The 21069-nt window shown below is 40.3% G+C and carries 23 protein-coding genes; 20 read left to right on the top strand and 3 right to left on the bottom strand.

Going from position 1 to position 21069, the window contains the following annotated elements:
• Nucleotides 1-138: IS3 family transposase (locus AC1DIV_RS08860; protein WP_477576196.1), on the top strand; the 138-nt coding region annotated here is incomplete at its 5' end.
• A gap of 100 nt (nucleotides 139-238) precedes the next feature.
• Here the strand turns inward: AC1DIV_RS08860 and AC1DIV_RS08855 are convergent.
• Nucleotides 239-1108 (bottom strand): DUF1002 domain-containing protein, encoded by an 870-nt coding sequence (locus AC1DIV_RS08855; protein ID WP_477576193.1) that lies wholly within the window; start codon nucleotides 1106-1108, stop codon nucleotides 239-241.
• Nucleotides 1109-1686: 578 nt separating this feature from the next.
• Here AC1DIV_RS08855 and AC1DIV_RS08850 point away from each other — a divergent pair.
• Entirely contained in the window at nucleotides 1687-2031 is a 345-nt protein-coding gene (locus AC1DIV_RS08850; RefSeq protein WP_034308124.1) for a GNAT family N-acetyltransferase, read from the top strand.
• Nucleotides 2032-2059: 28 nt separating this feature from the next.
• On the opposite strand, the gene AC1DIV_RS08845 is transcribed toward AC1DIV_RS08850, so the two are convergent.
• Nucleotides 2060-2596, bottom strand: a complete 537-nt coding sequence (locus AC1DIV_RS08845) for a DUF309 domain-containing protein (protein WP_048680145.1) — start codon at nucleotides 2594-2596, stop codon at nucleotides 2060-2062.
• Between the two features lie 166 nt (nucleotides 2597-2762).
• Nucleotides 2763-2855, bottom strand: coding sequence for a YjcZ family sporulation protein (locus tag AC1DIV_RS08840; protein WP_072273196.1), 93 nt, complete (start codon nucleotides 2853-2855; stop codon nucleotides 2763-2765).
• A 215-nt stretch (nucleotides 2856-3070) separates the two neighbouring features.
• Here AC1DIV_RS08840 and AC1DIV_RS08835 point away from each other — a divergent pair, with 215 nt between their 5' ends.
• The 18 genes from AC1DIV_RS08835 (at nucleotide 3071) to AC1DIV_RS08750 (ending at nucleotide 21042) form a co-directional block, all read left to right on the top strand.
• The gene (locus AC1DIV_RS08835) at nucleotides 3071-3838 is read left to right on the top strand and encodes a segregation/condensation protein A (protein WP_053535632.1); all 768 of its coding nucleotides are present in this window, start codon (nucleotides 3071-3073) and stop codon (nucleotides 3836-3838) included.
• Nucleotides 3825-4406, top strand: a complete 582-nt coding sequence (gene scpB / locus AC1DIV_RS08830) for an SMC-Scp complex subunit ScpB (protein ID WP_034308120.1) — start codon at nucleotides 3825-3827, stop codon at nucleotides 4404-4406. The genes AC1DIV_RS08835 and scpB overlap by 14 nt, the downstream gene beginning before the upstream one ends.
• Before the next feature lie 55 nt (nucleotides 4407-4461).
• Complete coding sequence (locus AC1DIV_RS08825; RefSeq protein ID WP_048680137.1) at nucleotides 4462-4872, top strand: hypothetical protein; 411 nt, start codon at nucleotides 4462-4464, stop codon at nucleotides 4870-4872.
• A gap of 28 nt (nucleotides 4873-4900) precedes the next feature.
• A complete protein-coding gene (locus AC1DIV_RS08820; protein WP_034308117.1) occupies nucleotides 4901-5389 on the top strand; it encodes a YpuI family protein in 489 nt (162 codons plus the stop codon).
• A 120-nt stretch (nucleotides 5390-5509) separates the two neighbouring features.
• A complete protein-coding gene (locus tag AC1DIV_RS08815; protein WP_323597763.1) occupies nucleotides 5510-6385 on the top strand; it encodes a superoxide dismutase in 876 nt (291 codons plus the stop codon).
• Nucleotides 6386-6818: 433 nt separating this feature from the next.
• A complete protein-coding gene (gene ahpC, locus AC1DIV_RS08810; RefSeq protein WP_034308115.1) occupies nucleotides 6819-7382 on the top strand; it encodes an alkyl hydroperoxide reductase subunit C in 564 nt (187 codons plus the stop codon).
• A gap of 178 nt (nucleotides 7383-7560) precedes the next feature.
• Complete coding sequence (locus tag AC1DIV_RS08805) at nucleotides 7561-9207, top strand: FAD-dependent oxidoreductase (protein ID WP_323597762.1); 1647 nt, start codon at nucleotides 7561-7563, stop codon at nucleotides 9205-9207.
• A gap of 156 nt (nucleotides 9208-9363) precedes the next feature.
• On the top strand, nucleotides 9364-10524 hold the full coding sequence (locus AC1DIV_RS08800; RefSeq protein WP_477576191.1) for a D-alanyl-D-alanine carboxypeptidase family protein: 1161 nt from the start codon (nucleotides 9364-9366) through the stop codon (nucleotides 10522-10524).
• Complete coding sequence (locus AC1DIV_RS08795) at nucleotides 10517-11110, top strand: nucleoside recognition domain-containing protein (RefSeq protein ID WP_048680124.1); 594 nt, start codon at nucleotides 10517-10519, stop codon at nucleotides 11108-11110. The genes AC1DIV_RS08800 and AC1DIV_RS08795 overlap by 8 nt, the downstream gene beginning before the upstream one ends.
• A gap of 1 nt (nucleotide 11111) precedes the next feature.
• Entirely contained in the window at nucleotides 11112-11651 is a 540-nt protein-coding gene (locus tag AC1DIV_RS08790) for a spore maturation protein (RefSeq protein WP_048680121.1), read from the top strand.
• 302 nt (nucleotides 11652-11953) lie between these two features.
• Nucleotides 11954-12694 (top strand): 23S rRNA pseudouridine(2605) synthase RluB, encoded by a 741-nt coding sequence (gene rluB, locus AC1DIV_RS08785; RefSeq protein WP_034308106.1) that lies wholly within the window; start codon nucleotides 11954-11956, stop codon nucleotides 12692-12694.
• A gap of 211 nt (nucleotides 12695-12905) precedes the next feature.
• The gene (resA, locus tag AC1DIV_RS08780) at nucleotides 12906-13436 is read left to right on the top strand and encodes a thiol-disulfide oxidoreductase ResA (RefSeq protein ID WP_034308103.1); all 531 of its coding nucleotides are present in this window, start codon (nucleotides 12906-12908) and stop codon (nucleotides 13434-13436) included.
• Between the two features lie 18 nt (nucleotides 13437-13454).
• A complete protein-coding gene (gene resB / locus AC1DIV_RS08775) occupies nucleotides 13455-15104 on the top strand; it encodes a cytochrome c biogenesis protein ResB (RefSeq protein WP_048680112.1) in 1650 nt (549 codons plus the stop codon).
• The gene (gene ccsB / locus AC1DIV_RS08770) at nucleotides 15097-16275 is read left to right on the top strand and encodes a c-type cytochrome biogenesis protein CcsB (protein WP_072273192.1); all 1179 of its coding nucleotides are present in this window, start codon (nucleotides 15097-15099) and stop codon (nucleotides 16273-16275) included. Before resB ends, ccsB begins: the two co-directional genes overlap by 8 nt.
• A 295-nt stretch (nucleotides 16276-16570) precedes the next feature.
• Entirely contained in the window at nucleotides 16571-17287 is a 717-nt protein-coding gene (locus AC1DIV_RS08765) for a response regulator (protein ID WP_034308096.1), read from the top strand.
• The gene (locus tag AC1DIV_RS08760; protein ID WP_048680105.1) at nucleotides 17284-19077 is read left to right on the top strand and encodes an ATP-binding protein; all 1794 of its coding nucleotides are present in this window, start codon (nucleotides 17284-17286) and stop codon (nucleotides 19075-19077) included. The genes AC1DIV_RS08765 and AC1DIV_RS08760 overlap by 4 nt, the downstream gene beginning before the upstream one ends.
• Nucleotides 19078-19292: 215 nt before the next feature.
• Entirely contained in the window at nucleotides 19293-19853 is a 561-nt protein-coding gene (gene sigX, locus AC1DIV_RS08755) for an RNA polymerase sigma factor SigX (protein ID WP_477576194.1), read from the top strand.
• The gene (locus AC1DIV_RS08750; RefSeq protein WP_477576189.1) at nucleotides 19819-21042 is read left to right on the top strand and encodes a GerMN domain-containing protein; all 1224 of its coding nucleotides are present in this window, start codon (nucleotides 19819-19821) and stop codon (nucleotides 21040-21042) included. Before sigX ends, AC1DIV_RS08750 begins: the two co-directional genes overlap by 35 nt.
• Nucleotides 21043-21069 lie beyond the last annotated feature (27 nt).

Raw genomic sequence — 21069 nt, 5'->3', positions numbered from 1 at the left:
CAAGAGTTTGAAAGTATGGAGCACTTTGAAAAGGAATTAGATGATTATATTCATTACTATAACCACAAACGAATGAAGGTAAAATTAAAAGACCTGAGTCCGATASAATACCGAACWCAGGTCTTAGAAGCTGCTTAAATTATATGTCTWACTTTATTGGGTCAGATCAACTCGATGAAAATCGAGTTTACCTACAGTCTGAAAGGGATGGCATTGGCCATCCTTTTTATTATTTGAATCAGCTGAAAAGTGATTTGATCGCGTCTATTAAACTACTGAACACTTCTTTCAATTTATCCAGAAATGATTGACCCTCTTCGGATTCAAGAAAATTGGAAAGTTTATCTTTAGCTGCAGTCAGCTGATCACCGACAGCGTTCCAATCAATATTCAATTCTTTTAGCTTATTGAATAAATCAATTAAACTTTGTACTTGATCTTCATTTAAGGCGATTCCAAGGTCTTTTGCTGAAGACTCGACAACCTCGCGGACCTCTTCAGTATTGGCTGGTGGATTTGCAGCCATTTCCTCTTTGATTTTCGTAACAAGTGCAGAGGCTTCTTCCGTACCGATTTCATCACCCAATTTTGCTGTTTTCACCATTTCTTCATTCGCTGCCTGTTTCACATTTTCAGGAATCTTCTTGTCGGCAGAGATTTCATAGGCTTTAATGACTCCTGTCAAAGCCGCTGTACCGGAAACTGGTATAGGTGCGGTGACATAAACGGTAGCATCTTTTACTCCTGCAGTAGCCAGTGCATTGATATACATTTCATCGGAAACCCAGTTAATGTTTTTCGACTCCAGTTTAAGACCGGTACCTTTTTCCTCCAAAGTGATCGCAGAGGATGAAATCGCTTTTGTACCGATTAGACGGCTAGCGATATAGTCTCCTAAGTATTCATGTTCCTCCGCATTTGTAACGGTTAAAACCTCAACATCATTTGGTACTTTCATTTCTGATAAAATCATATTTTTTTGTTCATTTGTCAAATTTTCACCAAGTGTGACGATCATTTCACCAACAGCTGCATCTGCAAAAGCCTTATATGGCAATAATAGACATAATAAAATGGTTATAATGACCCATTTATTCATTTTTTTCATGATAATCCTCCTTAACTTTCCTGCTGAATTGGGAATCTTTCAATAAAAGGGCGGCACTTTAAATCAGATTCATAGTATTTGACGAAACAAAGGCTAAAAAAGATACATATATTCCTGAAAAAATTTATTAGCCAAAATAACTACGTTCATTTTAACGAAGAAGTTGGGTGTATCTTTGTCTTTTATACCTAAGATGGCACTCTATGAACCTAGATCACTTTACCAATGTAGTAAAATCGAAGCAAGATTGCAAGGATATTTGTCAGATTGTGTTAAGTTATAGTAGAATGAATTCGTTATTTAAATATTTGGACCATTCATAAAGGGAGTATGGGATGAGGAAAAGTAATAAGACTCTTTTACTTATGATGCTTATTATCGCTTTGATGTGGGGAATCGTATACTGGCTGTTTATCGCTTAGCACATAGCCCATTGATAAATCAAGTGCTGAAAGTGATGTTGAAACGAACGGGATTTTTATGTATGATGTAAATGTTATATGTGAGGATTATTATTCAAAGCAAATTAATTGGAAACAGGAAGATAATAAAAACGTTATTTAGTAACGAGGGATATTATGTTGATTAAGTATAAGAAAAGTTATGAGAAGTTTGCCATGGGATTATTATCTTTCATGCCAAATGAAAAAGAGATAAAAACGCTTCGGAATACGATGAAGAATTATGAAACGGATGAAAACCTACAGCTGTTCTTATGGAAAGATGAAGAGATTACGGGCCTGATCGGTATAGAAGTCTCTCCAACCCACATTGAGATACAACATATATCTGTAAATCCATCCTTCCGGAAGCAAGGTATCGGTAAAACGATGGTCAGGGCCATCAAGGAGCAATATCCTGACAAAGAATTAAAAGCAAATGAGTTTACGGAAAGCTTTCTTGACAGGTGTGAAGATTTTTGAATATGAAAGCTTGAATGGAGGACCGCCTTTAAGGGCGGTCCTCCATTCTTGTTTTTCGAAGGGATAGCTGTCGAGCCCTTTCTGAAATGACATCCGAACGGTCACGCATTAGGTGCTTATCAACTATCGATGTATTGGTCATGTCGCTATCCGCACCCCATATGGATCCTTCTTGCGAACACATGGATTGACATTTTTCGATCAGTCTTTGATCCGATATGGGCAGATTGATGCTTTTATATGGCTTTTGTGATAACATTCGCTCATGGGTATCCTCGAGCAATTTGAACAGTCGTTCTGGATCGAGTCCCAACTTCAGGAGCTCGGCCTTTTTTAGGTGGAGATTTGCCAAGGCTTTAGACAGGGTCCTTGCAGCCCCTTTTTTGTTTCCCCTGCGATCATGATACAGGGCAACCGCAATCTGAATGAGCCCGACCCAATGAGAGTCACGCTCTTTTGGTGCGGTTTCCTTCCAATATTCTTCAAGGATTTCATGACATTCGAAGTAATCCCTCGTTCCATGGAAATGGACAAGGAAAGAAAGGTAGTCTTCCGCGTAAGTCAATAGGAGCACCCCTTTTGTTTGATGGAATCAACTAAAGTATGGCAAAAAGCCATTTTCTTATAGCTTAGCATCCGCTATGTATACTCACTAAGTTTAGCATAGAATTTTTTCTTGGAAAATAAAGAAAGCTGATTGCAAGGCAATCAGCTGATTCATCAGTCTTCCATTAACACCAAGAAGCACCGACGATAACTAATAAAATGAACAATACTACAATAAACGCGAATCCGCCGCCGTTTCCAAAACCACCTGCACCCATAATGAGTACCTCCTTTGTTCTGCTATTCTTACATTTCTAGGTTATGTTGGATTTCAGAATGTGATTGGGCATCGACCCATTTGACGGTAACCCCAAATAAAAACTTTTCTATGGACAGTAAATTATTATTTGGATAAAGGGCGGCAATCCACTATACTTGATTAGTAAAATAAATAGGTCTATATCGGCCAATTAGATTTAAATGAGGTAATTTAATGGGTTATAACATAAAAATTGACGCTTTCGAAGGTCCGATGGATTTACTCCTGCATTTGATCAATCGCCTGGAAATAGACATCTACGATATTCCGATGGCTGATATTACAGATCAATACCTAGGTTACATCCATACGATGCAGCATCTGGAATTGGATGTGGCCAGCGAATATCTGGTGATGGCTGCAACACTGCTTGCCATCAAGAGTAAAATGCTGCTTCCAAAGCATGAAGATGAGCAAATGATTGATGAAGATGGGGAAATATTTGAGGAAGATCCACGGGATGAGCTTGTGGAAAAACTATTAGAATATAAAAAGTATAAAAATGCAGCCGAAGAATTTAAAGGGATGGAAGAAGAAAGAAGCTTGATGTTCACCAAACCCCCAAGTGATCTATCTGTTTATGTTAAAGAAGCGGAAAGTGATAAACAAGAGTTGAATATAAGTCTATATGATATGTTGGGGGCTCTGCAAAAATTGCTGAGAAGGCAAAAAATTCAAAAGCCGCTTTACACGAAAGTAACGAAACAAGAGATATCGATAGAGAAACGAATGGATGAAATCAAGATTGAGTTACAGTCCATTAAAGGGAAGAAAAGTTTTTTTGAACTGTTTTCGCTCCCGGTCAAGGAGCATATCGTCATCACTTTCATGGCGGTGCTGGAACTGATGAAACTTAATGAAATCATCGTTGAACAGGAAGGTAATTTTTCGGAAATCATGATTGCTGCTAAGGAAGGTGTAGAACCAGTTGGAAGTTATTAATTGGAAAGGGATTCTTGAGGCATTATTGTTTGCTGCCGGAGATGAAGGGCTCTCTGTCAAACAAATTGCCTCGGTCCTGGAAATTACGGAATATCAAGCAACGGACATCGTTGAAAGTTTAAAGGAAGAATATGTATCGGATGTACGCGGGATTCAAGTGATCGAAATAGCGGGCGTTTATCAAATGACGACAAAAAAAGAGCACTCGGATTACTTGAAAAGACTAGTCGAAACATCAAGCACTCAAGGCTTATCCCAGGCGGCATTGGAAACACTCGCAATCATTGCTTATAAGCAGCCGATAACTAGAGCTGAAATTGATGAAATACGCGGAGTGAAAACGGAACGCCCCATTCATACACTTGTCACCAAAGTCTTAATTAAAGAGGTTGGACGTGCTGAAGGCTCGGGCCGGGCTTATTTATATGGGACAACAAAAGAGTTTTTGGATTACTTCGGCCTGAATTCCATAGATGAATTACCGCCTCTCGCCGATAATTCGGATGATAGCTTTGAAAGTGGTGAAGCCGATTTGTTTTTTGAAAAATTTCAGCAAACAATCGAATAACATTTTTCTTTGAATTGTGATAATATAGAAAAAAATGAATGCGGGGGGATTGCGGGTGCGAATTGTAGCATGCAATGGATTTGGGCTTGAAAAGGAAAAGTCAAATTCACCTGAGGACTTCTTTAATCGATCCGTTATACAATACATAAAGGATGGAGAAGAAAAGACGCTGAATGTACTGTATCTTCGCTATTTTGATGAGATGGTCACTCTTTGGACCCCATATCCCGCCAATCCCCTATTCAAAAGCCCTAACAGAGATATTTATATGGCTGACATCATCGCCATGGTCTGTCTACTCAAAGACCCGAGCCTGGTTAACCGAAAACGAATATATATAAATGCAGAAAAAGACCTGGCTGGTTATTTCGAAAATATAGATTTTGAAAAATTGGAGAAAGTGTTTATATCTATTGACCAAGCTAAACCATATGATATAGAATCACATGTTGACTATTATATTTAATCTTAATCAATTTGAGGAGGGTTCACGGTTGGGGAATACATTGGTAAAATCTCAGCTTGAGGATGTAAAGGGCTTTTTGGAAACGACAGTGGCTCAACTGGAAGAATTTATAAATGAGACGACCTATTCTAAGCTGCAAGAAGAAAAAAGCGGGGATGAAACCTATTATAAAGGAATCCTTTCAAGTTTAAGAAGAATGCTTGTAAGTTGTGAAGAGGGCCTGGAGGCTTGCCAAATCGTTCTGAAAAATGATGTTTTCAATAAAGCTGCAGCTGAAAAGACGCTTTATAGAGTTTATCATCAATGTATCGAAGAATACTTTTCCCCAAAATCAGATCGGTGGTTTGAGGACAGCAGATCTGCCTATACAGGAAAAAACTCGATTAAATTTCACCAAAGTGTACCTGACAGCATAATATCCATTCTGAAGGCCGTGGAAAGTGGATTCCAGACCATGCGTGAAGAATTGGAGTTTTATGAAACGGATTACCGGACGAAAATGTTACAGTCAAGATAATGAAACAGCAAGGCTTAATAAGCCTTGCTGTTTTTTTTAGCTATAAATGGAATCTCCGCTTAATCGAAACATAAAATACTTTGATGATTTATGTGCATGGGAATAGGGGGAGGTTGCAAGATGTCTGAGGTAAGAGATTATGCTAAAGAGGTAAGTGATTGGGTTGATGGAGTGATGGAATATCTTGAGAAGATCGATATCACCGATTCGCCGTTGCTGTCAAATATTGAACGGCTTTCCGGGTTGGCTAAGAATATGGATGAGGAAGAAATGGATTATGAGGATATGGTCCTGATTGAAGAAGAGATGGCTCGGGTCTACGAGGAAATTGAAGAACTCGCTAGAGAATTCAATATACAGGAAAGGCAATCAGTGCCGATTGGGAAGCATACGCTACCGCCGTTACCTTATGCCTATGAAGCGTTGGAACCGACGATCTCAAGGGAAATCATGTATCTGCACCATGATAAGCATCATCAAGCATATGTCGATGGTCTGAATAAAGCGGAATTGATGATGAAAAAAGCGAGAGAAACGAATGATTTTTCCTTGTTGAAACATTGGGAAAAGGAAGCAGCCTTTCATGGATCAGGCCATTATCTCCATACGCTGTTCTGGGAAGTGATGATTCCGGGAGGGGGCGGACAGCCAAGGGGGGATTTACTTAAACAGATTGAGAAGGATTTTGGAAGCTTTGCAGCTTTTAAAAGTCATTTTAGTGAGGCTGCCAAACAAGTAGAAGGTGTTGGCTGGGCGATATTAGTCTGGTCTCCGCGTGCGCGGCGGCTAGAAATACTTCAATCGGAATTGCACATGGTTTTGACCCAGTGGGATACGATCCCAATCCTTGTTCTTGATGTATGGGAACATGCTTATTACCTGCAATATAAAAATAATCGGGCAGGCTATGTGGACAAGTGGTGGGACGTTGTAAACTGGCCGAAAGTAGCCGTAAGGTTCACCGAAGCGAAAAAGCTTATTTGGAAAAAGCAATAACTGATAAAATATAGAAATGTCTTTGGAGAACCAATTACAGCTAAACGGGCCGTCAAGGTTCGTTTTTTTTTTCGAAACAAGAATTTTTTAGGGGGAATATGGGAAAGATATGAAGGGAAACCTGAAAATTTTATTTGAAAGCAACTTATGATTCTCATTTGGATATTATAATTAGATTGAAAAGGAGAGGAAATCATCTCACGAAATAATGAGCATTTGTCTTATTTGTATCCTAGAAATAATATTGGAAATGTGTTGAAAATGCTAATTTGAAGTACTATGGGATTTTAAAAATAATTAATTTATATTAATATAAAAACTGTGACCAATTTGTGAACTTAAAAATTATTAAGGTATATTTATTGACTAGTTTCTATTTAATAATTATTATAAACAGGAGCAGATAAAAAAATAGCTATTGGAGGAATTTATTATGTCATTGATCAATAAACAAGTTGAAGATTTTAAAGTACAAGCTTACCATGCAGGAGAATTCAAGGAAGTTACACTTGAAGATGTTAAAGGGAAATGGGCAGTATTCTTTTTCTACCCAGCTGACTTCTCTTTCGTATGTCCAACTGAATTAGCCGATCTTCAAGATAACTATGAAACATTCAAGGAAATTGGTTGTGAAGTTTACTCAGTTTCAACAGATACTCATTTCAGCCACAAAGGATGGGCTGATGCTACTGATACAATCGGAAAAATCCAATATCCAATGTTAGCTGACCCAGCAAACGTTTTATCCCGTCAATTCGGTGTATTGATTGAAGAAGATGGTTTGGCTCTACGTGGAACTTTCATCGTAAATCCAGAAGGACAAATTAAAGCATACGAAGTCAATGATTTAGGAATTGGCCGTAATGCAGAAGAACTTGTAAGAAAAGTTCAAGCTGCACAATTCGTAGCGGAACATGGAGATAAAGTTTGCCCTGCAAAATGGACTCCAGGAGAAGATACTCTTGAACCAAGCCTAGACCTTGTAGGTAAACTTTAATTTTTAATGGGAGGGTCCATTTCTACTGGTAATGGACATACCAAGCATTGATTACGATTACTGGACAAATCGTCCGACATGATCTAATGACAAAAGGCACTTACCTAAAATAAGTGCCTTTTGTTTTTCAAAATAATCAGTTTAGCACGTTATAATCATTCAGCAAGGAGCACAAAAGATGAAAAAAATATATGATTTATTAATTATAGGTGGCGGTCCTGCAGGCCTCTCAGCCGGTGTTTATGCAGGAAGAGCTAAGTTAAAAACAATAATCCTAGAAAAAGGAACTGGCGGCGGACAAGCTGCAACTACGTCGGAAATAGCCAATTATCCTGGTATCCGTCATATATCGGGTCCTAGGTTAGTTGAAGAAATGAAGCTTCAAAACGAAGATTTTGGCGTTGAGTTCGCCAAAGCCGATGTAACGGGCGTGGATTTCTCCGGTGAGGTGAAAGTCGTTAAAACCCTTGGCGGGGACTACCATGCACGCGCCGTCATCATTGCAACGGGTGCTTCTCCAAGAACGCTAGGATTTCCAGGTGAAGAGGAATTCACTGGCCGCGGTGTAGCGTATTGTTCAACATGTGATGGTGAATTCTTTGAAGGGTTGGAAGTTTTCGTTATCGGCGCAGGATATGCAGCCGCTGAAGAAGCGATATTCCTGACACGTTTTGCTACAAAAGTTACAATCATCGCCCGTGAATCAAGCTTCTCGTGTGCCCCGTCCATTGTTGATAAAGTAATGGCAAATGATAAGATTGAAGTGAAATTCAATACGGAAATCCTAGGGGTTCATGGAGACGGGATGATTCAAAGTGCGCGTTTCATCAATAACGTTACCAAAGAAGAATTTGAATATAAGGCGAAGGAAGAAGACAATACATTTGGCGTATTCGTTTTCATAGGTTACGAGCCGAAAACAGAGATATTCAAGGGCCATATCGAAATGGATGATGCTGGTTACATTTTAACCGATGATGATATGAAGACTAATGTGAATGGTGTCTATGCGGCGGGCGACCTAAGGCCAAAATCCTTGCGCCAGATTATCACAGCTGTATCCGATGGAGCGATTGCAGCAACGGATGCCGGCAAATATATTGAGGAAGAAAAAGATCGCCTGGGAATCAAGGATGAACCTGAAGTTGAAAAACCGGCGAAAAAAGAACAGGCCGCTGTCCCAGCAGGCAAGAGCGCTTTATTAAGTGATGCGTTACGTGGCCAATTAAAGGGAATCTTCGGTAAGATGGAGAGCGGCGTTACTATGGTGTCCATTGTCGATGAAAGTTTGCCAAAATCAGTCGAATTGCGAGACTTCCTGTTGGATGTTGCGGAATTGGGAGATAAGCTTCATCTTGAGTTATACAATAAAGGGGAAAATGCGGAAATCGAAGAAAAAATCAATGCGGATAAGTTCCCTGTCGTTGCCCTCTTAAATTCAAATGGTGAATACAGTGGCGTCAAATTCCACGGTGTACCAGGCGGCCATGAGTTGAATTCCTTCATTTTGGCCATCTATAACCTGGCTGGACCTGGTCAAGCATTGGATTCAGCCGTATTGAATTCAATTAAGGGAATCAGTAAAAAAGCGAACATTAAGGTCATGGTTTCATTGTCATGTCACTACTGTCCAGACGTTGTTGTGGGTGCACAGCGCATAGCGATTGAAAACCCTAACGTTGAAGCTGAAATGGTCGATATAAGCAATTTCCAGGAAATCAAGAAGAAATATAAAGTCATGAGCGTGCCGGCCATGATCATCAATGATGAACAAGTGGTATTCGGAGCTAAGAAAATTGATGAAATCGCTGCACTATTAGTATAATAGAACACTAAATCGATAGGGGCCCCTATCGATTTTTTTTTGGAAAACTTCCCTTGAAAACAGTAGATATCATGAAGGTTTAGATACTTTTATTCATAACCCTTGTCCCTTTGCATAAACTTGTACAAAAACAAGTAAAGAGACGAGGGGGCACTCATGCGTTTTCTATATAAAGGGTTATCGAGTTTATGTATCGTCATTCTCCTGTTGTCTTTTATGGCACCTGTACAAAGCGTCAATGCAAATGTATCCGTAAGTGCCCATAGCGCGATTTTAATGGATGAGGATAGCGGAAGGGTCATTTATGAAGTGAATGCTCATGAAAAGAATCGCATAGCAAGCATTACGAAAATAATGACGGCTATCTTGGCTATTGAATCGGGACAAATGGATGAGACAGTGAAAGTGAGCAGCAATGCTGTCGGGACGGAGGGATCTTCCCTTTACTTAAAAGAAGGAGAAAAAATTAAGCTCGAAGATTTGGTATATGGCTTGATGCTTCGTTCAGGTAATGATGCAGCAGTGGCAATCAGCGAAAAGGTTGGCGGAAGCCTGGATGGATTCGTCTGGATGATGAATCAAAAGGCGGAAGAAATAGGGATGAAAAATACCCATTTTTCAAATCCACATGGTTTGGATAATACGAAGAACCATTATTCAACCGCCTATGATATGGCCATTCTCACTCGTTATGCCATGCAAAATGAAACGTATGTGAAGATTGCCGGCACAAAGGAACACAGGGCACCTAATTCCACAGAACAATGGGATTATGTTTGGAAGAACAAAAATCGCCTTCTTACACAATTATATGAGTATTGCACAGGGGGGAAAACAGGGTATACGAAACTAGCAAAACGTACCTTGGTTACGACGGCAACAAAAAACGAGCATGACCTGATTGCTGTGACATTGAATGGTCCGGATGATTGGAATGATCATATTCACATGTACGAATCCGCCTTTAAGGATTACAAGCCAACAGAAATTTTACCCACAGGCATGGTGGAAAACATGGAAAATAAAATATATAAAGGACATGTCTACATTAAAAATGATTTTTCATACCCACTGACAAACGAAGAGAGAGAATTGGTCAAAGTGAAAATGAAATTGCTGAAGCCCCAGAAGGCTTGGGATGATAAAAGGAAAATCCCGGAAGTGGTCGGCAGAGCATCCATCTATCTTGATGGGAAGAAAATAGGCACTCGCTCAATTTTTTATGGAGAAGCAAAAGAAAGCTTCAAGCAACAATCATTCCAATCTTCTTGGGCTGAAGTATTTGAAGCGGTATTGGGAATCGGACGCAATGGTTAATTACATTTGGGTCGGGATGTTCGTGATCGGTATAGTCTTTGGCATGATTAATGGAACGATGGATCAGGTGAATGAAGCTCTATTTGTCAGCGCAAAGGAAGCGGTCACCCTTTGCCTGGGACTGATGAGCATACTTGTCTTTTGGCTGGGTTTGATGAAAATAGCGGAGGAATCGGGGCTGTTAGATAAACTATCCAACTTGTTCAAGCCGTTCATGAGATGGCTATTCCCTGAAGTGCCTCCTAATCATCCCGCAATGGGGTATATACTTTCCAATATGATGGCAAACACATTCGGATTGGGGAATGCAGCTACGCCTCTTGGTATAAAAGCCATGGAACAGCTTAAGAAACTAAATGGAGGAAAAGCAACGGTCAGCCGCTCGATGGTCACTTTTTTAGCAATCAATACCTCAAGCGTAACGTTGATTCCAACCACTGTCATTGCGATCCGCATGAACTACGATGCCCACTCCCCGACGGACATCGTATTTCCGACCATAATAGCAACGGCCATTTCTGCCGTTGGGGGAATCGCGATAGATCGATATTTTTATTACAGGAGAAAGAGGAGCGGGAGGGAATAGGATGTTGCACTGGATGACTACCATTTCAATTTGGATGATACCGGTTTTGATCCTCGGTATATTACTGTATGGCACATTGAAAAGAGTTCCCACCTATGAGACCTTCGTTGAGGGGGGGAAAGAAGGAATCAGCATGTCCTTTTCCCTCATCCCTTTCCTGGTGGGGATGCTTGTGGCAATTTCAGTATTTAGGGCATCAGGGGCCTTGGATTTCATTGTACAATCACTGCATCCCTTGCTTTCCCTTCTTCATTTTCCTTCTGAGGTTTTACCCCTTGCGATTATTAGACCAATATCCGGAACAGCAGCTTTAGGAATCACCAGCGACCTGATATCGGTTTATGGACCGGATTCCTTTGTTGGCCGCTTGGCTGCCACGATTCAGGGAAGTACAGATACCACCTTCTATGTATTGACCGTTTATTTTGGAGCCGTCGGAATCAAAAAAATGGGTGATGCCCTTAAGGTCGGCCTTTTGGCAGACTTGATTGGAATCATAGCTGCCGTTATTGTCGTCACACTGGTTTTCGGTATGAATTAAAAGGTAGGGAAATGGACGATTCCATTTCTTTTTTTTGTCTTTTTTCTTAAAAGCAGCCCTCCATTATTAAGGTGTATTCAAACTTTCATCAAAAGAAACATTTTTTTGTATGGAAAAATAAGCTATGTTACACTCATTATGGAAACCAACCCATTTAACCGTCCCATTATTGGTGTAATAATAAAAGAAAAGCTCTTAATCGCGAAAAACCTTTTGTTTTTGCCTCTCAATATGTAATAATTGTATGATTGTGTATGTATAGACAATAACAAACGAATGATTATACTATGGGGTGAAGATAGATGGAACGATTACAAAAGGTGATTGCACATGCTGGACTGGCTTCCCGCCGTAAAGCAGAAGAGTTGATTTTAGAAGGTAAGGTAAAAGTGAACGGCAAAGTAGTGAAGGAATTAGGTGTGAAAGTGGGGCCTAATGATAAGGTTGAGGTTAATGAAGTCCCGCTTGAAAAAGAAGCTCCGGTTTATTTCCTATTCTATAAACCGCGCGGCGTCATTTCGGCCGTTTCCGATGATAAGAACAGAAAAGTCGTAACGGACTTTTTCCCTTACATCAATGAACGGATTTATCCAGTTGGCCGCTTGGATTACGATACTTCGGGCTTGTTGATTTTAACCAATGACGGGGAATTTGCAAACACGTTAATGCATCCGAAGCATGAAGTGGATAAAGTGTATGTGGCAAAAGTGAAAGGGATGCCTTTGCGTGAAAGCTTGAAAAAGCTGGATAAGGGTATCAAGTTGGAGGATGGCAAGACTGCTCCGGCCAAGACAAGGGTATTGTCTACCGACAAGAAAAAGGAAACGGCCATAGTTGAAATCACAATACATGAAGGCAGGAATAGGCAAGTCCGCCGGATGTTCGAAGCAATTGGCCATCCCGTCATTAAATTGAAGAGGGAACAATATGGTTTCTTGACCTTGGACGGTTTAACTGCAGGGGATTCCCGGGAGCTGACTCCACATGAAGTTAAATTAATGCGGACTTTAGCAACGACCGAGCCTAAACAGCGGAGAATGTAAGCTAGTATTTTTTCCCGTATTGATAGGTTGAAACCACTACCCCTACTCTTCCCCTGGAAGAAATGGGTGGTGGAAAACAACCTGTAAATACCTTTTCCTTCATGAATCGGGAAAGAATGTCACAAAACCTTCAGAAATGTAAATATAAAGGACATGGCGTTAAATGGTATAATGGTATGGTTAAATTTAGTGTGGCCTTAGGAGGATCTCTATGGATAAAAAGAAGCGACGCCTCATTAGCAGAACCATCATTCTCCTGCTTTTAGGTGCAGCTTTAGTGTTTGCCCTTTATACGAACTTCACTAAAGATAAGAATGAAAGCCTGAGAAAAGGATCCGATGCACCCAATTTCGTCTTGACTGATATGGAAGGTAAAGAGCATAAACTTTCAGATTACAAGGGAAAAGGCGTCTTCCTGAACTTTTGGGGTACATATTGCAAGCCGTGTGAATATGAAATGCCTTATATGGAAAATCAATATAAAAACTTTAAAGACCAGGGCGTTGAGATATTGGCCGTTAACGTCGGGGAATCTGACTATGCTGTCAATAATTTCATTACAAAGCATGATCTTACCTTTCCTGTCATGATCGATAAAGGTAGGGAAGTGGAAAATGCTTACCGCGTGGATATATTGCCTGTCTCCTTTTTGGTTGATAAAGAGGGGAAAGTGATAGATATCATCACCGGAGCTTTGACAGAAGAGAGCATCCAAAAGCATATGGAGAGAATTAAACCATAATATTGGGGAGTTTTTGACATGAAAGAAGTAAAATGCGATTGTGGTCATGTAAATCCGTTTGGCACAAAGATATGCGGGAAATGCGGAATGGTGCTTGGTAACGAAAAAGAGAACAAGCTTATTGATATGAGATATGAAGGAAGTGCCAGGCGTTCACAAACATATAAAAAAACGATCATCGATAAAATATGGAATTTCTTTTCTTCCGTTAAGGTCGGGGTGACGCTCATTGTCATTGCTTTGATCGCTTCAGCTATCGGGACGATTTTACCCCAGGAGATGTACATCCCTTCAACCGCGACGCCTGCAGAGCATTATGAACTGGAATATGGCTGGTTCGGAAGGGTGTATTATGAACTCGGGTTTCATAACTTGTATAGTTCATGGTGGTATTTGATTATCATAGGCATGCTGGGCATATCACTATTGATTGCCAGTATCGACCGGTTCTTTCCGTTATATCGATCGTTAAAAAAGCAAGGGGTCACACGTCATGACGGTTTCATGAAACGTCAGCGGATTTATGGGGTGACAAAGCTTGAAGAACAAGATATAAACCTTGAAGAAGTAAAGGATAGACTAAAAAGGCAGCGTTATCATATACGGGAGGAAAACGGTCATATACTTGCCGAAAAAGGTCGTTTTTCACGCTGGGGACCCTATGTCAATCATATTGGACTTATCATTTTCTTAATTGGAGCATTATTGCGTTCCGTCCCTGGGATGTATATCGACAAAGTACTTTGGCTGCGTGAAGGCGAGAGGAAAGAAATCCCCGGTACAAATGGTGAATACTATCTTCAGAATAATGAATTTACCTTAGAGGTGTATGACAAAGAGAGTGAAGAAGATAAGCAGTACAGTGCTGCAATTGATAAAACCGGTACGATCGCAAAAACATATCAATCCGATGTTACGCTCTATGAGCGCAAGGGAGAAACCTTACCAGGGGAAAAAGTGGACCTTGATAAGCTTAAAGATTATAAAATCAAAGTCAATGAACCTCTGAAACATGATCATTATGCCCTCTACCAAGTAGACTATAAATTGGATGAGCTCAGTACGATGGCTTTTAATTTGATAAATAAAAAAACCGAAGAGAAATATGGAAGCTTAAAGGTTGATTTGAACAACCCTCAAAAGAAATACGAGTTGAAAGAAGGATATTCCGTTGACTTGATCAGTTACTTCCCTGATTTCGAGTTCGATGAAAAAGGCGAACCTAGAACGATATCGAAGATTCCGAATAATCCAGCATTTATCTTTAAGATGCATACCCCGGATAAGCCAGAGGGTGAAGTCAGTTTCGTAGCGATTAAGGAGACTGTGGAGCCTTTAGGGGAAAACACTTATAAAATGGCTTTTAATGGTGTGGAAACCCAAGATGTCACGGCTTTGACCGTCAGGAAGGATTTAACCCTTTGGATTCTATTCACGGGTGGAATCATCTTCATGATCGGCGTTGTCCAAGGGTCTTATTGGAATCACCGGCGTATATGGATTAAAAGGAAAGATGATGAGATACTTTTGGCCGGCCATACAAACAAAAACTGGCACGGCATTAAAAGAGATATAAAACAAGCGATAGAATCAACATCACTTTCCGAACCAATGGATCAACTTGAAGAGGAGAAATCTTCTAGTAAGGGGGAAGTTTTAAATGGCTGAATTAAGCAGTAACCTTTTATATGCAGCTTTCATTTTATATCTGATCGCTACCTTTTTATTCGGGGGATCGATCAAGGATAAACGCGGTGCGGAGGAAAAAGAACAAAACAAATGGGCAAAACTGGGCATCTTCGTCACCATTCTCGGGTTTGCAGCGCAAATTGGGTATTTCATCACCAGATGGATTGCTGCCGGACATGCCCCGGTAAGTAACCTGTTTGAATTTACGACCTTTTTCGGAATGATGCTGGTCGGTGCTTTCATATTAATTTATTTTCTTTATAAAACACCTGCCCTTGGGCTATTCGCTTTACCGATTGCATTATTGATAATCGCTTATGCAAGTATGTTCCCTACAGAGATTTCGCCACTCATTCCTGCTTTGCAGAGCGATTGGCTCCATATTCATGTAACGACCGCAGCGGCAGGACAGTCGATCCTTGCCATAAGTTTCGTTACTGCCATCATTTATTTAATCAAATTCGTTGATCAGACACAATCAAGCAAAAGAACGTTCTGGCTTGAAGTCATCATGTTCACATTAGTCTGCACCATCGGTTTCGTCATCATCACTTCTTCTTTTGCTGCCATGGATTATAAGGCGAATTTTGATTGGGTCGATAAAAAAGGTGCCGAAGTCAAACAGGAATTCAACCTGCCGGCATTGGTAGGTCCCAATGAAGGGAAACTCATTGAGACGGATCGATTTGAACCGCTGGTGGACATGCCTGCACTGATCAATGCCAAGAAACTGAATACCGTTCTTTGGTCATTCGGTATGGGACTCGTCCTGTATGGTTTAATAAGGTTGATTGCTCGCAAAAGAGTGGCAGCACTGATTAAACCGATCGTTAAAAATGTGAATTTGAATTTATTGGACGAGATTAGTTATCGTTCGGTTCTTATTGGTTTTCCAATCTTTACACTCGGTGCCCTTATTTTTGCAATGATCTGGGCTCAAGTGGCCTGGACACGATTCTGGGGCTGGGATCCGAAAGAGGTCTGGGCACTGGTTACTTGGTTGTTTTATGCGGCTTTCTTGCATTTGCGGATGTCTAAAGGGTGGCAAGGGGAAAAATCGGCTTGGCTTGCCGTCATCGGTTTTGCCATCATCATGTTTAACCTGATATTCGTCAATCTTGTTATTGCTGGTTTGCATTCATATGCTTGATTCTGTATTGTAATAATTAGATGAAGGGGGTCTTTTGATAGAAACGTCGAGGAGTTGGCTTATCGATTTTTCTAGAGAATGATCCCTTTTTCCTTTCATCCCTTTTAATAAGAATATTTCGGTGAAAAAGCAATTATCCATTCTTAATGAGCGGTCGGAGTCTTTTTTGTGACAAAATGGTGAAAGGTTCATGGAAGCCACTCGAAAATGGCTCTTTATCGTACTTTGTAAGGAAAAAGTATTAGTCATGGAAGTATTCATTTTGTAGAATATATGATAGGAGGCTGATTACATAATGTATAACGCTATTAAAATTCTCGTGGTGGATGATGAGGAAAGAATCCGCCGGCTGCTAAAGATGTATTTGGAAAGAGAAGAATACATAATCGATGAAGCTGAAAATGGAGATATGGCTTTAACAAAAGCCCTTGAAAATGATTATGATTTGATTTTATTGGATATTATGATGCCTGGGAAAGATGGAATCGAAGTTTGCCGTGAATTAAGGGAAAAGAAAACGACTCCAATTATCATGCTGACGGCTAAAGGGGAAGAAGTGAACCGCGTTCAAGGATTTGAAGTGGGGACCGATGATTATATCGTAAAGCCGTTCAGTCCCCGTGAAGTCGTGTTAAGGGTTAAAGCTTTATTGCGTCGCTCTTCAAGCACAGGTTACATGCAGACGGAAACGACGGCAAAAGATGTGATCGTCTTCTCGCATCTAACAATAGATAATGATGCCCACCGTGTACTTGCTGATAACAAAGAGGTTTCATTAACACCGAAAGAATATGAATTGTTATATTTCTTGGCGAAATCCCCAGATAAGGTTTTTGACCGGGAGCAATTGTTAAAAGAAGTATGGCACTATGAATTCTTTGGAGATCTTCGAACTGTAGACACGCATGTTAAACGCTTGCGTGAAAAATTAAACCGTATATCCGAAAACGCAGCCAAGATGATTGTGACCGTTTGGGGTGTAGGTTACAAGTTCGAAGTCATTAATGACTGATGCTATGGGGCAGTGTTGTAGGGAAGCTATGGGCAACGATCCTATTGCTCGTGTCGTTTGTATTAATTGTTTTAACCGTTCTGCTGGTCGAATTCTTTGAGAATTTCCAAATTGAAAATATTGAAAATGATTTAACCAAAACGGCTGAACAAATCATTAAGGTGACCAATGAACATCAGGGATCAAGCAATGAGGTATTACAAATAGCTTCGGAATTAATAGGCAATGAAACGAAAATGATCATTCTTAATGATGACAAAATGGTATTCTCATCCATCGGTGGAGATAATGAGTTTGAAATTACGCCGGAACTCATTAAAAATGACCCCGAATTGCTCAAGGTTTTTACGGAAAGAAAGACTGTAAAAAAGGAAATGGCGCTATCGGAGGATGCGGGAAACGAGGGATTATCCGCAATCGTGGTAGGCATTCCGCTTGAATTGAATGGGGAACAGGATGAAGTGTTCCTATTTCAATCGTTGGAGTCCATGGAAGAAACCACAAAATCCACTACACAGTTCATTTTATTGGCAGCAGGCATCGCCATTATTTTGACAACGATTTTTGCTTTCTTTTTATCTACAAGAATCAATGCTCCATTGGTGAAGATGAGGGAAGCCGCCCTAGCGATTGCCCGGGGGAAATTTGATACAAAGGTTCCAATACTGACCCAAGATGAAATCGGTGAGCTGGCCATAGCGTTTAATCAGATGAGGAAGCAACTGAAATTCAATATGAATGCACTTAGTCAGGAAAAGGAACATCTCTCAAGCATTCTTAGCAGTATGGCAGATGGGGTCATCACCTTCAATAAAGACGGCACAATTCTTGAAACGAATCCGCCAGCGGAAAGGTTTCTGCAATCCTGGTATTTTGAAAAAGGCTATAACCGGGAAGATAATGTGAATGTTCCTTTGGTTTTGATGAATCTTTTTGATGAATCAGAGTCCTTCGATAAGGAACAAGTCGGTGAGATTACCTTGCAGGGCCGTAATTGGGGATTGATTGTCAGTCCGCTATATACAAATGGCGACAATATTCGGGGAGCGGTGGCCATCATAAGGGATATGAGTGATGAAAGACGGATGGACAAACTCAGGACTGATTTCATAGCGAATGTTTCCCATGAGTTAAGGACCCCGATTTCAATGTTGCAAGGATATAGTGAAGCGATTGTAGATGACATTGCGGGCAGTGAAGAGGAAAAGGTGGAAATGGCCCGCATCATCTATGATGAATCTTTGAGAATGGGACGTTTAGTCAATGATCTTCTCGATCTAGCTAAATTGGAATCGGGTAAAATGAATCTTAGCTATGAATGTGTACCTATTTCTCCATATTTAAAGAGGATTACAAGTAAGTTTTCTGGGCTGGCTAAAGAAAAAGGGATTACCATATCAGCCAGCCTGCAAGACGATCAGATTCAATGGCACTTCGATCCGGACCGTATTGAACAGGTTTTGACCAATTTAATTGATAATGCGATTCGTCATACTCCCCCAGGCGGTAACATTGATGTCATTCAGAGGACAAGTGATCGAAGGGGACTGATCATTGATGTGAGGGACTCTGGATCTGGAATTCCCGAAGAAGATCTGCCTTTTGTATTCGAGAGGTTTTATAAAGCGGATAAAGCAAGGACCCGCGGCCGTTCGGGTACCGGATTGGGTTTGGCAATCGTAAAAAATATAATCAATGCCCATGATGGCTACATTTCGGTAAACAGTTTACCTAATAAAGGGACGACGTTCAGTATCATTTTGCCTCGAATTATGGAAAACGCTGAATGAATGACAGGTGGATCGCCAGATAATCTTGTTTCATAAAGAACTGCGAAGACAAAGGCAAGTGGATTTCTTTCCAACTTGTCTTTGTTTTTTTAGGAAACAAATAAGAAGTCCCTGATATGTGGAAATTAACGGAATTTTATAATAAGATTAAAGCCGAAGTATGTAACTTTTGTTTAGGATTGACGACTATATTTATGAACGGATGTGGGGAAATGATGGATTCCGTTTTCCACGATCTTTATGAAAAATATCATCAGGAAATATATCAATTCATTTTTTATATGACTAAAAATCGAGAAACCGCCGAAGACCTTGTTCAGGAGGTCTATATCCGGGTGATGAAGGCCTATGAACGCTTCGAAGGAAAAAGCAGTGAAAAAACGTGGATGTATTCGATTGCAAGAAATGTGACGATTGATCACTTTCGGAAACAAAAAGGGTGGAAAGACAAAATCTTTCCTAATTTTGATTGGGATAGGCAATTGCTAAAAGATGAAGAGCCCATTCCCGAGGAAGTGGCTATCAAGAACGATGAAATCCAAGCTATTTACCAATGCTTAAACCGGTGTACCACGAATCAAAGATCCGTAATCATTTTACGATATATTCAGGGATTGTCCATTACGGAAACTGCTGAAGTATTGAATTGGAGTGAAAGTAAGGTAAAAACGACCCAGCACCGAGCTTTGAAGGCTATTAAAAAGTTGATGGAAGATTTATCAGGAAAGGAGGGCCACCGCATTGAGGAGATCCCGTTGGAAAGAAAGCGAAATTGAAGACATGCTGCGCGAGCTTCCGAAATTAAAAGATGACCGAACCAAGGCAGAGGTGTATGCGAGAATACATGATAAAAAGAAAAAGAAACACTGGATACCTCTATTCGCGGGTGTTGCCTCCTTATTCTTAATGGTTGTTTTGGCATCATCGTTCATTATTGAAATAAAAGGAACGACAAGTCGAGAAGACAGCGGCAGCAGTGGGAAATTATCTCTATCTGAAAGTAAGGAAATGGCAGATCTTGAACGGAAGGATACAAGTAACCAAGAAAAGCCCTCAGAAGATAAACAGGAAGCTCAAGAGTTTTCGAGTAACCAAGCGAAAATCGAATCTAAAGACAAGTTTTCAGAAATGGAACCGCGAAAAGGGGAAAAGGAAAAAACATTTGAACAAGCGATCTATCAGGATGACCTTAAAAATGCCTCGATCATTACGATGGGTGTCCCAGATGATCAAATGAATTTCATCGTTCCCATTTCAATTAAACTTAAACATCATGATGAAAGTGATACACTGAATCAGTTAGTTAATCAAATGTCCGATATCGATGAAGCGCAATATGGGCTATCTGACTATTTTCCGCTTGATATAAAGATTAGCCAAGGAAACGATATAAACACTGCCCATATTGATTTTCCAGAAAAAAGCCAACTGTTGGCTGAAGATACACTTTTTCTCCATTCGATGGAAGAAACGCTTTCCTATAACAATATAGAGAAAATGACATTTTCCACAGAAGGTAAGCAAGGTGCCAGGTTTGCACATGCGGGATATTTAAAGGAGATGGATATACCTCATCAAAAAAAACGCACATACCTTCTTTATCAAAGGGATGAGTCCTCTCCAAGTTTCCTTGTTCCAAGCAATATGGGTTATCGGGACTTTGAGGAGGCGCTGCAAGCCGGAAAAGGGGAGGCGGACATCGAGGGAATTTCACCTGCAATCCCCCATGACCTGAAATGGGAAAGGATAAGCTCTAATGGAGATCTTGTGATCATTCATCTATCAGATCAAGCTGTTATTGAAAATAGTGAGGAAACCCTTCAAGCTTTAGAAGCCATACTCTTCATAGCTAAGGATTTTGGTTTTGAAAAAGTGAAGTTTGAAAATGTTCCTATTGAAGAGGTGGGCCAGTTGAATTTAACTGAAGACATATTGGTGCCAGAAGCACCGAACCAAGTGAATTGAATGCATTAACAGAAAAAAGTGCCCGCG

The organism is Peribacillus sp. 05N428, from assembly GCF_056397085.1.
This window is presented reverse-complemented; position numbering and strand designations above follow the sequence as displayed.